The organism is Geitlerinema sp. CS-897 (assembly GCF_028368005.1).
Taxonomy (GTDB): domain Bacteria; phylum Cyanobacteriota; class Cyanobacteriia; order Cyanobacteriales; family Geitlerinemataceae; genus Baaleninema; species Baaleninema simplex.
Map to the genome: position 1 here is coordinate 1 of NZ_JAQNCQ010000204.1, position 11961 is coordinate 11961.

The window sequence follows — 11961 nt, forward strand, 5'->3', positions numbered from 1 at the left end:
CTCTTGCTCCCTTGCTCCCCTAAATCGGTTGGGGGCGGTGCGTGACGCGGTAAAACTACTTTGGTCGGACTTCGACTACAGGGGGCGCCCGCGTCACGGCACCCTACGGCTTCTCTCCCTCCTCTCTCTTGCTCCCTTGCTCCCCTAAATCGGTTGGGGGCGGTGCGTGACGCGGTAAAACTACTTTGGTCGGACTTCGACTACAGGGGGCGCCCGCGTCACGGCACCCTACGGCTTCTCTCCCCCCTCTCTCTTGCTCCCTTGCTACCTTGCGGCGGAACTGCTGGCGAAGAAGTCACGATAGAGCGTTTTGAGTTGGGCTTGATAGACGCCATCGAGCTGTTTGGCGACGCTGTCCCAACTGAAACGATCTTCGACTCGCTGGCGTCCGGCGTCTCCGAGACGATCGCGCCATTGGGGATCGTCTAAAATTCGCGCGATCGCTCGAGCAAAACCTTCTACGTCTTGCGGGGGAACCAGCAAGCCGGTTTCTTCGGAAACCACTGTAAACTTCAATCCCCCGACGTTACTCGCGACGACGGGAGTGCGGCTGGCCATGGCTTCGATGGGAACTAAGCCGAAGGGTTCGTAATGACTCGGAACGACGCAAACGTCAGCGGCGGCGAAGTATTTTGGCAGTTCTGCACGACTCAGGCGTCCGGTAAAGGTGGTGCGATCGCCCAGGTTTAACTCGTTGACGATGGCCTCGATGCGTTCGCGTTCGTCACCGTCTTTGTGGCCGGGACGACTTCCCCCAGCGATGGCGAGGCGGACGGAAAAGCGATCGCGCACTTGGGAATCGGCGACGGCTCGAACCAGGGTTTCGATTCCTTTGCGGGGGTCGAAACGTCCCACGTACAATACAAATTTTTCTTCGGGGGTTAATCCTAATAGCTGTCTGGCGGTTTGGCGATCGATCGTACCGAAACGGTCGATATCGGTACCGCAGGGAACGATTTCGATCTCTCCTTTTTCTGAAACGTATTCTCTGAGATCCGATCGCTCTTGCGGACTCGTCGAAATTACGCGATCGGATTGCTCTAAACAGTCTTTTTCAATTTGTAAGCGAGTTTTGGCAATATCGGGAATCGATTCGACTGTATCGTACTTGACGTAACCGAGGGAATGATACGTGTGAACCCAAGAAATTGGACGGTGTTTGCGAAGTTCGCGACCGACCCAACCGGAAAGCCAGTAATTTGTATGAACTAGCGGATGTAGCGTGTCGTCCGTTCGGGGAACTTGTAAAAATGCTTGTAAAAATTCTGGCAAACACTCGAACAGTTCTTGTCGGTTGACAAAGCGTTCGGGCCCTGCGGTGAGGCGAATCGTCCGACAGCCTGGGTTGTGATGGACGACTGATTCTTGGTTCGGATCGGTTTTGCGGGTAAACATATCGACTTGCCAACCCAATCGCGCTAATCCTTCTCCGATACGGCTTACGTAAACGTTTTGACCGCCTGCTTCTTCTTTACCGATCGCGATCGCCGGATCGCCGTGAACGGAGACGAGCGAAATATGACCGCGAGGTTTCTCTGGGGTGTAACTCATACAGCAAATCCCTCAACTACTCCTACAGATGACGCTACTTCGATCGTCCTCTATCTTTAAAGGCGATCGCATCTATCGTTCGATGGAAATTTCAGATTTGGAGGAACGATGTCTCTGTTGCGATCGCCTTTGAATCTCGCGATTGCAAGGGCGATTTACCTCGATTCACAAAAGTTAAGGTAAGTTTAAGGATATTAATTAAATCCGCGAAAACTCCTTCTAGACTTGCGATCGACCGTCTCCTTCATTGCGATCGATACTCGTTTTTCGAGTCCAGTGCATTTCTCTTAGTCAAAACGCTAAGTTTGTAAACATATTTTTGCCACAATAGACGTAGCTGAATTCAATCGATAAACCATTGACCAGTTATGCCCTCGCTCCTGTCGACGAATTACAAATCATCGCTCGTTTGGCTTTAACCCTTACCATTGGCGCAATTATTGGTATCGAACGAGAAGCGAAACGCAAAGCCGCAGGATTGCGAACCAATATGCTCGTGTCGTTCGGTTCGGCGTTAATCGTCCTCGTTCCCATTCAACTCGGTATCGCGCAAGAAAACCCCGAAGCCTTCATGCGAGCGGTTTCTGGTGTGGTTTCTGGCGTCGGCTTTATTGGAGCGGGCACGATTTTGCAAAATCCTAAAATTCGTGGTTTGACCTCTGCTGCTGCTATTTGGATGTCGGCTGCATTGGGAATTATTGTCGGAAGTGGCTTGTTAGGACTTGGATTTACGTGTTCTCTCGTGACCTGGGTTGTCTTACGAATGTTGGGAAAACTTGAAAAACGATGGTCGAAATTAAAAAATTAAATGCGATAAATTGTCGATCTTTCTTTTTTAAAAAGATCGATTTATTTTTTATATGGCAGTCCCAAATGAGTCGTCAAAACTTAAAACACCAGAAAAAACCTGATTCCCTGTTCTCTGTTCGCGATTTTATTAAACAACTGATTTAGGGTTGCTATATTACTAATCTTTTTTAAAATTCAAAGGAATTTGAGGTGCATAACAACATCAAGCGAGACTTTATATCTCGTGCTTTTTGTCAAGATTCTGTTTTTATACGGAATCCGTTTCCGATAAGTGAGGTTTCAAAAAGTCTTCACCACATCCCCCCCTTAGCCCCCCAAAGAAGAGGGGGGTTGGGGGGATAGAGGGGCTTGTCTGACTGAGTAAAACCAGTGTTTGAGTCCGAGCGGAGTCGAGGACTCAACGCTGAGCGAAGTCGAAGCGTTGAAATTCGGATTCCGTATTAACAGTTTTCTGCACCCCTAAACCAAAGATTCAGGTTCAAGTTGGGTCGTTCGACGAGCCTTGCGTGGAGTAAAAACCGATTCCGATCGACGTCTGAACTTAGCCGATCCTCGAGCCAACCGACGGGCTAATTAAGACTTGAAATAGTCAGGTTCGTTCCCCGGTTTCCATTTAATGTTACAGCCGACACTGGGTTTACGATCGCTCTCGAGGGGTCGATCGCTTAAAACCGCTTCGATCGCCGCTCGCAAATCCTTCCCGTTCACGGGTTTGTCGTTTCCGGGGCGGCTGTCGTCGAGTTGTCCGGCGTAAAACAGTTTGCGATCGCCGTCGAATAAGAAAAAGTCCGGCGTACAAGCGGCGGTATAAGCTTTCGCCACTTCCTGAGTTTCGTCGTAACACACGGGAAAGTTAAACCCGCACTCTTGCGCCATCGCTTTCAAATTTTCTGGGGAATCGTCCGGGTAGTTTTCCACATCGTTGGAACTAACGGCCACGATTCCCAATCCGCGATCGCTATAGTCTCGACCAATATCAGCCAGTTCGCCGCGAACGTGCTTGACGAACGGACAGTGTTCGCACAGAAAAATGACGAGTAACGCTTTTTTATCTGAAAAAGTATCGAGGGAAATCGTGTTTCCCGAGACCGTATCCGGTAGCGAAAACGGGGGAACAGACACCCCGAGATCCAACATTGTCGAAGGCGTGAGAACCATAACAAAACTCCGTCAACCATAAGGTACACGCCTTCTCAGGTTAAAAAACGTTGCTAGTAATTGCAAACGTAGTTCAACATATTTTGCGTGGCTTCGCTTTGGGGCGTGTAGGTTCCGTACCCTTCGGCGTACCACTGATTGCTACTGCAATAGGCGATCGCGTCGATAACCTCATTGCCGATGCTGTAGGTAAAGTACAAGTTACCGTCGAACCAGCCAATACTGTCGCGATCGACCGCCACCACTTCCCCCGTCGAGGCAGTCCCCATGCGAACCCAGTACGCAGCGAAAGCGGGAGAGGCAGCGACGACCGTAGAAACTGCTGCCATCGCCGCTAAAATCCGATGACGTGTCATGCCAAAAATCTCCTTTAAACCCGGCATCTGTTAACTTTCATTGTGGAATACCCTTTTACCGAAAAACGTAAAGTTGCAACGAAACGTTACGGCAATGCCAAGCACGCGGGAGGAATTCAAAATAAAACCCAAAAAATGACACATCCACCACAGACCCCAGTTAGAGTAAAGGCAAATATCGGATCGTCTACCGACAACAGCCAAGCCAATGACCAAAACCCACCAGCGAATCGGAATTCTCACCAGTGGCGGCGACTGTCCCGGGCTAAACGCGGCGATCCGAGCCGTAGTCAGCCATGCGACGTTGACCTTTGGCTGGGAAGTTCTCGGAATTCCCTACGCAACTCAAGGATTGCTCGATCGCAAAGCGGTCGCCCTCACGGTACACGGCCTCGATATGCGAGGCATCGATCCGCTGTTGAGTACCGGGGGAACCATTCTCGGGTCGATCAACCGAGGACCGACAGAAGCTCGCACGGACGAGATTATCGAGGGGTATCGCGCCTTAGATCTCGACGCCTTGATCGGAATTGGCGGTGACGGGAGTTTGGCGATTTTATCTCAACTGGCTCGCAAAGGCGGTTGGAACTTCGTCGGCATTCCCAAAACCATCGATAACGACGTGGCCGTCACCGAACGGTCGATCGGCTTCGATACCGCAGTAAACACCCTCGTTGAGGCCCTCCACAAACTCAGTTATACCGCCGCCAGTCACGATCGCGTGATGGTCGTCGAAACAATGGGACGGGATTCGGGACACTTGGCCTTACACGCCGGAATCGCAGGCGGTGCCGACGTGATTCTCATTCCCGAAATTCCCTACACCATCGGCGGCGTTCGCAAAAAACTCGACGAATTGCGCGATCGCTGGGGACATCGATTCGCGATCGTCGTCGTGGCCGAAGGCGCAAAAACCCTATCGGGCGAATCTCGGGCTTACACCGACGCCCAAGGAGAAATCCGCTTGCGCGGGATCGGCAACTACATCGCCGACGAAATCTGCCGTTACACGAAAAACACGATCGAAGCTCGCGTTACCGTCCTCGGCCACGTCCAGCGGGGTGGAATGCCATCGGCGTTCGATCGCGTTCTGGCCTCTGCTTTGGGCAAAGCTGCCGTCGATCTCGTCGCTGACGAACGCTTCGGTCAGGTGGTGGTTTGGAAAAACGGGGAAGTCGCCGACGTATCGATCGCCGAAGTCTGCGCCCAAAGTCCCACCTACGTCGATCCCCAAGGTTGTCTCGTCCAAACAGCCCGAGGGTTGGGAATTTATATGGGAGAACTCAACGCGACTGCGATTGCGCCGTTAGTCAGTTCGATCGCCCGCTGACACTGACGCCATCTCACACAAACGACAGGAAATATAGAGCGCGGTGGATGTTGTCCGCCCTATACGACAATTTTGCTCGATCGTTCCCCAACTGTAACGAGAACGTAATTAGGGCAGCCCCCTCGACACGATAGATCAGCTTTTAGGTGTTTTATGCGACGCACCAAAATTATCTGCACGGTCGGCCCGGCAACTTGTTCGCCGACAATGCTCGAATCTCTTGCGGCGGCAGGTATGAACGTCGCCCGCCTCAATTTCTCTCACGGCAGTCACGAATTTCACGCTCAAACGATCGATACCATTCAACGCCTGCGGGTCGATCGCAATATGCCCGTGGCCGTGTTGCAAGACCTCTGCGGGCCGAAAATTCGCTTGGGATCGTTACCGCCAGAAGGATTAGAAGTCCAAGCCGGACAGGAAGTTACGTTTGTCGCCACGGAATCGGGCGATAATATTCACGAAATTCCCCTTCCCGTACCGATGGTGTTTGCCATCGTCCGTAAGGGAGAGCCGCTGTTGATTAACGACGGACGGGTCAAGTTCGTCGTCACCGGACGCACGGCCGATACCATTCGCGCCCAAGCGACCATCGGCGGCGTGTTGCTGTCCCGTAAAGGGGTGAACTTACCGCAAACTCACTTACCGATGACGTCGGTAACGGAGAAAGATTTGCTCGATTTGCGCTTTGGCTTGAAACACAATGTCGATTGGGTAGCGGTGTCTTTCGTGCGATCGGTTCTCGATATCGAACCGGTTCAACGGACGATCGAGGCCGCTGGGGCAAAAACTCGCGTCATCGCCAAAATCGAGAAACGGGAGGCGATCGACGATTTCGATGCGATTCTCGAAGCCGCCGACGGCATTCTCATCGCGCGGGGAGACATGGGGGTCGAACTCCCCATGCACGAAGTACCGTTGATTCAAAAGGACATTATTCGACGCTGTAACGAGGCGGGAAAACCGGTGATTACGGCGACGCAGATGTTGGAGTCGATGATCGACGCCCCCGATCCCACTCGGGCCGAGGCGACGGACGTGGCGAACTCGATTCTCGACGGAACCGACGCGATCATGCTTTCTGGAGAAACGGCAGTGGGTCACTATCCCATCGAAGCGGTGAAGGTGATGCGGGATATTGCCTTGGAAACGGAGCAGGTTTTGCCGCGATCGAAATATCCGAAAGCGGGTCAACCTGGCGATCTCAGCGTGACGGAATCGGTGGCGGCATCGGTCTGTCGCATTGCCACGGAAGTCGATGCGAAGGCGATCTTCTGTAATACTTCGTCTGGGGGAACGGCGCGATCGATCTCGAAATACCGTCCCTATCCGCCGATTATTGCTTTTACGCCGGAAGAACCGACCCAGTACCAGCTTTCGCTATCCTGGGGCGTTCAACCTTGTTTGATTCCCACGGTTCACAGTTCCGACGAGATGATGGTGACGGTGGTGAATACCTCCGTGGAACGGGGTTTGGTGGAAAAAGGCGACAAGGTGGTGATTACTTCGGGGGTTCCGATTGGGATGCCGGGAAGCACCAGTTTGATTAAGGTTCACACCATCGGACAGGCGATCGTGGCTTAGCGGCCTGCGTGCCGTCGATTCTCCATAGGCGCGTTTCATTCAACGCGCCTATGGAGAAATTTCAAACCGACAAAACTCGCTGTAAATCCAAAACGAACCCCGTAAGAACCGTTTCGCCGGACAAGCGATCGGGATTGTCCAAGACTTCCACCGCTGCGCCGGGGCGATAAATCTCCACCTGGCGCTTTTGGGGATCGATTAACCATGCCAATTTCGCGCCGTTGTCCATGTATTCCCGCATCTTGTCTCGCAATTTGGACACGCTGTCCGATTCGGAACGCAATTCAATCACAAAATCTGGACAAAGTGGCAAGAAAGCTTTTCGCTGTTGGGGCGTTAGCGATTCCCAACGATCGCGATCGAGCCAAGAGACATCGGGAGAACGAGTCGCCCCATTGGGCAGTTGAAACCCCGTGGAGGAATCGAAGGCCATGCCATTTCCGCCCTGTTCCTCGATCCATTTGACCAAAAAATAGGAAATTTTGCTGTTTCGGTATCCCGTTTCGCCGCCAGTGGGTGGATTCACGATTAAAATTCCGTCTGCGGTGCGTTCTAGTTTCAAATCGCGGTTTAAGGCAGCAAGTGCCTCGAACTGTTCGGGGGTCACTTGGAGATCGAGCGATCGCGGCAGTTCGACGAATAAGGTTTTGAGTTGAGTTGGACTTTGTGCCATAATTGTTTATTTTCACACTGAAATATGTTAAAATAAGTGTGAATTTTTAACGATCTTTTATAGTTAAAATAATAAATTTATATTGTAACTGTAGCATATTTTAAAACCTCTAAAACACGATCGCGATCGCAGCCATACAAACCCGCACCCCAGGCAGAATTTTGCTCGACAACTGCCCAGCCTCGCCCTCGAATCGTACCGACATCGATAACTGTCGCTTGAGGAATTCGTACGCGATCTTCTGAGAGCAGAATTTCCATAAATTGACGCAACTCGCAAGCTTCTTTATGGGTATGTATAAACTGGTTTTCTGATTGTAATTTTCCGTGACGAAGATAAATTGAAAACGTTTTAATATTTCGATTTAAAATAAAACAGCGAAACTCTTTTTCCCATTGCACGATTTCTGAAATCAAAATGGGCATTTCATCAGGATAATCGCTTGGCAAGTTAGCGATTTTATAAACACGAGCCGGAAAACTTTTATCGTTAGGCGGTTTAACAAATGCTTCAGTTTTGCTTTTTCGGAATTCCCCTAACGTACTCAGATAAACCCAGCGTTTTCGGTATCTTTCAGGAAGATTTGGCAGCCAATCGATCGCGGGAGTTAACAAACGAACGCCAAGCTGTTCGGCGATCGCATCTGCCATCAAACCTTCGAGATGTAAAACGGGTTCGGAAACGGTTTTGAGTCGAGGTGGAAGTCGCCAGTTCACCAATCGCTCTACATCCCAACCTCGCGCGATCGCAGCACGCCACAAGGCGATCGAATCTTCACTGTAACGGGAACTCAAAACGAGAGTGGGCATTTTCGATCGCACTCTTTTAATCTAAACTAACCTTAACATCTCCACCGGCTCCGATCGCTTTTTGTCTTAACGAAGCATACGGCCAGTTTATCGACTCAGGTGGATAGAGAAAATTTTTATAGGCGAGAGCCATTTGTTGGGCGGCGCGATCGCACGGCATTTTTCCGGTAGCCGTTCCCAAACCCGGACAGGCGATCGTTTGTATTTTACATTCTTCTCGTTGGTTATGTCGCTTAACGGCGACGAGCATCGCCCACATTGCCACATAAACATTGTCTGTTTGAGAGATAGACATAGGAACCCGCATCGTTGGCGTGTGAGCCAGAAAAGGATGGTTAGGATGTCCGGTTTCAACGATTAAAGAGGTTCCCACTGGTTGCTCGCCACAATACTCGTCGATAATCCGTTGTTGCACGCGAGCCATCAATTCTAAACCGAAATAGCGAACGATCGCCAGATCGACGCCACCATCCATCAAACCGAAGGAATTCCCCGCACTCACCATACAATCGTAATCGGTCAACTCTTCAAAATAGCCGTTGACAACGGATACGGTAGAGAAGTTTTTTAACCTCTCTTGCCAAGCCTCACACAGCTCTGGCTTCGGATCGACTAAGATTAGTTTGATATCCGTGGGTTTCATGACGATCTCGAAAATGGAAATAGGAATATTTTCAGTTTAGCGATCGCGATCGCTCTGCGCTACATAACCATAGGTCGTTGTTACATCAGCCACTCGATCGCTGGGCTTTCCCGTGAGGTGAAAGCGATCTCCTTCGTATCTGTCAGTAGATAATATCGGTCATTTTCTCGATCGAATTCGATCGCTCCATCCATAAAATCGTCATCTTCTAAGGCCTGTCATCAATTAGCTGTGGACTCCTTGCCAACACTGAATTTTAGGCTTTAATTCGATTTGAGACTGAAATCGCTGAAAGCTTTTCCCTAACTGGAATCTAAATTTAATTGATGACACGCCCTAGCTTATCGGGAACGGATTCTGTATGAAATTACGGTTCTGCCAGACGGTCGGTGAACATTTATTTGAACCAGGTCTGCCGGAGAGCGGCCTTGTCCCATCGAGCTAAATCGGCGGCAGCATCATAGGTGCTCTGCAAAAAGCTTAGCAGGACTCGGTCGGGGTCATCTGCCGTTCGCACTACCTCATAGGGCAACACAAATTCCCCCAAACTCTCATGGAAAAAGGCCGCTTCTGGCTGCACGGGTGCATCCTTAAATCCTTCTGGGGTTGGGTACGCATAGGAGTAAAACGCGGGATAGCCTAATCCAGCTCCAGGCCAGAATCCGGCACTGCTGACTTCCTGGTTGTAAGCTTCCTTGGCGACATCATCGGGGAGGTTGGGCACGCCACCGGGATGCTCTGGCGCAGGCCGACCGGAGAACCGGGTCACCGCCAAATCAAAGCTGCCCCAAAAGAAATGAACCGGGCTGACTTTGCCGCAAAAGTGAGAACGAAATTCCTTGAAGACGCGATCGCTCTGCAACAGCACTCGCCAAAACCTTTGCGCCGCCTCCCCGTCATAGCTAGCATGGATATCGTCCTCTTCAAAGGCGATGGGATCGGGAATTTCATTGGGCAAAGTATCGATCCGGATATTAATCCCCAGATCTTTCAATGCCTGCATGATGGCTTGATAAAAATCGGCAACCGACCGAGGGCGCAAATCGACCGTTTCGATCTGACCTTCAGCCGTGGCAATCCACAAGTGGTGTTCCAGAAAATCAAACTCAATCTGAAACACCCGATTCCCATAAGGAATATTGCTCGTCGTCAGACCTCGGGTGGTGAGATACAACGGTACATGCCAGGAGTGGTTGATCCACGGGGTTTGCACTAAGCGGATTTTGCCGACGATCTGCGTCCACAGGTGCAAGGTCGTACAGGTGTCTTGCCAGTCTTCCAGGGTCAATTCGGGCCAGGGAGCGTGTATCATTTTTTTGAAATTCAGAGCCGACTCTATGACTAGAAAATCTTAATTGGAACCCATTATCAGCTATTTCAACGGTTAAGCATCGGCTTGAACGATAACGGGGGTCGCACTGTAAACAGTTGGACGAACATCCGCGATCGCCGCCCAAAATGTCTGGTCGTGGAGTTCTTGAAACCGGGGATTTTGTCTGAGGGCTGCCAGCGCTTCAGCCGTTTGCCAGTGGGCGATCGCGGTCACTTTACTACCGTCATCACTTTTCAGCAGTTGCGCATCCACAAACCCCGGTTGCTCTCGTACCACCTCGGCGTAAACCTGATGGATACGGTCGAATGCGGCCTGCTGCTGCCCTAGTTTGGTGGTGAATACGTTGACAAAGGTAATCACGATCTGGCTGGTATGAGAAGCAGTCAACTTGTTGTCGGCATCATCCCTGCCATCATCTTTTCCAATGACTTGGGATCGGCCTGAAGCTGAGCGGCCATTTGTTGTGCCTGTTCGCCGGGGTATACATCTTCCGTACCCGCAATCACGGCTTGCAATGCCGCTCGAGCGACCTCAGCCGGCGACACCTTCGGTGGTGGAAAGTCTTTGCTGCCGGGGGTATCCACCGTCCCTGGCATCACTCCGACCACCAGCGTATCCTGAGCCGCCAATTCCGCCCTGACCCCTTGAGTCAGGAGATACGTCGCCGCTTTAGACGCACCGTAGGATGCATTGAGCGGAAAGTTGACGCGTCCCAGAATGCTAATCATATTGATGATAGCCCCACCACCGTTCGCTTTAAGAACAGGCGCAAAAGCACGACACATGTTCAACGTGCCGAAGTAGTTGACGTTGATTTCAGCTTTCGCGGCGGAGAGGTCAGGAGCCGAGATAAAGCCCTGCCTTAGCCCAATGCCAGCGTTATTGATGAGTAGCGTTACGTCTGGACAATTGGCGGCTGCGGCCTGAACGGACAGCTCATCGGTGATATCAAGGGCAATAGGAACGATGCGCTCAGGGTCGCTGGCCACAATGTCAGTCAGTGAGCTGGTTTTGCGAGCCCCGGCATAGATCTTGGTGGCTCCTGCGGCTTGCAATGCTTCGATGTAATATTGACCAATGCCGCCATTGGCTCCGGTAACCAGAGCGGTACAGTCTTCTATCTGCATGGGGTTTCCTCTCGAAACAATTCTTTCCGCGAACGTCTGAAATTCACATTACTTCTGAAACGGTACTTAAAAAACCTGGTCAAATGGAATTGACTGTTCCAAAAGTGAAACAAATATGGAGATACCGGATCTCAATGGCTTGTTGGTATTTGCCCAGGTGGTAAAGCAGGGGAGCTTTATCGGCGCTGCTCGGCGACTGAATTTACCGAAAGCCACTGTCAGCCGTCGCATTCAACAGTTGGAAGACGCGCTACAGGTGAAGCTGCTGGAGCGCTCAACGCGGGTAGTGCGCCCGACAGAAATTGGCCGGATGTATTATGAGTACTGCGATCGCATCGTCACCGAAATTGAAGAAGCCAATACGGCGATCGTGGCGCAACAGGCCGAACCTCAGGGCATTCTTCGCACTAGTGCGCCTAGCGCCTTTACCCACCTATTCCTCAAGGATTTGAGGCTCTTCCGAACTTAAGATGCAGAATCAATCTGAAAAAATCATAGAAAGCTGACTCCTAAGCTCAAAGTTGCAGAAATTACGAAATCCATAAGCTTTGCGTTTAATCAGCTTTAACTTGTTGTTTAAACCTTCCACA

Annotated in this window: 14 protein-coding genes; 4 read left to right on the forward strand and 10 right to left on the reverse strand. The window is 51.1% G+C overall.

All coding sequences use genetic code 11. From position 1 onward, the window contains the following. Positions 1–264 precede the first annotated feature (264 nt). Positions 265–1551 carry a glycosyltransferase family 4 protein gene (locus POG22_RS12915; protein ID WP_498905694.1) on the reverse strand — a complete coding sequence of 429 codons (1287 nt, stop codon included), beginning with the start codon at positions 1549–1551 and terminating at the stop codon, positions 265–267. A gap of 358 nt (positions 1552–1909) precedes the next feature. Between POG22_RS12915 and POG22_RS12920 the strand changes: the two genes are divergently transcribed. Then, on the forward strand, positions 1910–2359 hold the full coding sequence (locus POG22_RS12920) for an MgtC/SapB family protein (RefSeq protein WP_017659824.1): 450 nt from the start codon (positions 1910–1912) through the stop codon (positions 2357–2359). A 575-nt stretch (positions 2360–2934) separates the two neighbouring features. Here POG22_RS12920 and POG22_RS12925 read toward each other — a convergent pair. Further along, positions 2935–3519: a thioredoxin family protein gene (locus tag POG22_RS12925; protein ID WP_498905696.1), complete on the reverse strand. Its 585-nt coding sequence runs from the start codon at positions 3517–3519 to the stop codon at positions 2935–2937. 53 nt (positions 3520–3572) lie between these two features. Next, positions 3573–3875, reverse strand: coding sequence for a hypothetical protein (locus tag POG22_RS12930; protein ID WP_063718155.1), 303 nt, complete (start codon positions 3873–3875; stop codon positions 3573–3575). 208 nt (positions 3876–4083) lie between these two features. Between POG22_RS12930 and POG22_RS12935 the strand changes: the two genes are divergently transcribed. Together POG22_RS12935 and pyk are read left to right on the forward strand one after the other, a co-directional pair. After that, entirely contained in the window at positions 4084–5205 is a 1122-nt protein-coding gene (locus POG22_RS12935; protein WP_063718148.1) for an ATP-dependent 6-phosphofructokinase, read from the forward strand. Between the two features lie 153 nt (positions 5206–5358). After that, positions 5359–6786 carry a pyruvate kinase gene (pyk, locus tag POG22_RS12940; RefSeq protein ID WP_498905698.1) on the forward strand — a complete coding sequence of 476 codons (1428 nt, stop codon included), beginning with the start codon at positions 5359–5361 and terminating at the stop codon, positions 6784–6786. A gap of 61 nt (positions 6787–6847) precedes the next feature. On the opposite strand, the gene POG22_RS12945 is transcribed toward pyk, so the two are convergent. The 6 genes from POG22_RS12945 to POG22_RS12970 all read right to left on the reverse strand — a co-directional run bounded on the left by POG22_RS12945 (position 6848) and on the right by POG22_RS12970 (position 11371). Continuing rightward, positions 6848–7459, reverse strand: a complete 612-nt coding sequence (locus tag POG22_RS12945) for a Uma2 family endonuclease (RefSeq protein WP_063718150.1) — start codon at positions 7457–7459, stop codon at positions 6848–6850. A 77-nt stretch (positions 7460–7536) separates the two neighbouring features. Continuing rightward, complete coding sequence (locus POG22_RS12950) at positions 7537–8268, reverse strand: ATP-grasp domain-containing protein (protein ID WP_498905700.1); 732 nt, start codon at positions 8266–8268, stop codon at positions 7537–7539. A 16-nt stretch (positions 8269–8284) separates the two neighbouring features. Then, positions 8285–8911, reverse strand: coding sequence for a macro domain-containing protein (locus tag POG22_RS12955; RefSeq protein WP_063718151.1), 627 nt, complete (start codon positions 8909–8911; stop codon positions 8285–8287). A gap of 397 nt (positions 8912–9308) precedes the next feature. Beyond that, complete coding sequence (locus POG22_RS12960) at positions 9309–10223, reverse strand: DUF5996 family protein (protein WP_063718152.1); 915 nt, start codon at positions 10221–10223, stop codon at positions 9309–9311. A gap of 72 nt (positions 10224–10295) precedes the next feature. Then, on the reverse strand, positions 10296–10631 hold the full coding sequence (locus POG22_RS12965; protein ID WP_223307656.1) for an antibiotic biosynthesis monooxygenase family protein: 336 nt from the start codon (positions 10629–10631) through the stop codon (positions 10296–10298). Then, the gene (locus POG22_RS12970) at positions 10628–11371 is read right to left on the reverse strand and encodes an SDR family oxidoreductase (protein WP_063718153.1); all 744 of its coding nucleotides are present in this window, start codon (positions 11369–11371) and stop codon (positions 10628–10630) included. The genes POG22_RS12965 and POG22_RS12970 overlap by 4 nt, the downstream gene beginning before the upstream one ends. Before the next feature lie 115 nt (positions 11372–11486). Here POG22_RS12970 and POG22_RS12975 point away from each other — a divergent pair, with 115 nt between their 5' ends. Next, on the forward strand, positions 11487–11840 hold the full coding sequence (locus tag POG22_RS12975; protein ID WP_498905703.1) for a LysR family transcriptional regulator: 354 nt from the start codon (positions 11487–11489) through the stop codon (positions 11838–11840). A 9-nt stretch (positions 11841–11849) separates the two neighbouring features. On the opposite strand, the gene POG22_RS12980 is transcribed toward POG22_RS12975, so the two are convergent. Continuing rightward, positions 11850–11961 (reverse strand): transposase (locus POG22_RS12980; protein ID WP_498903168.1); only part of this gene is annotated, 112 nt, incomplete at its 5' end.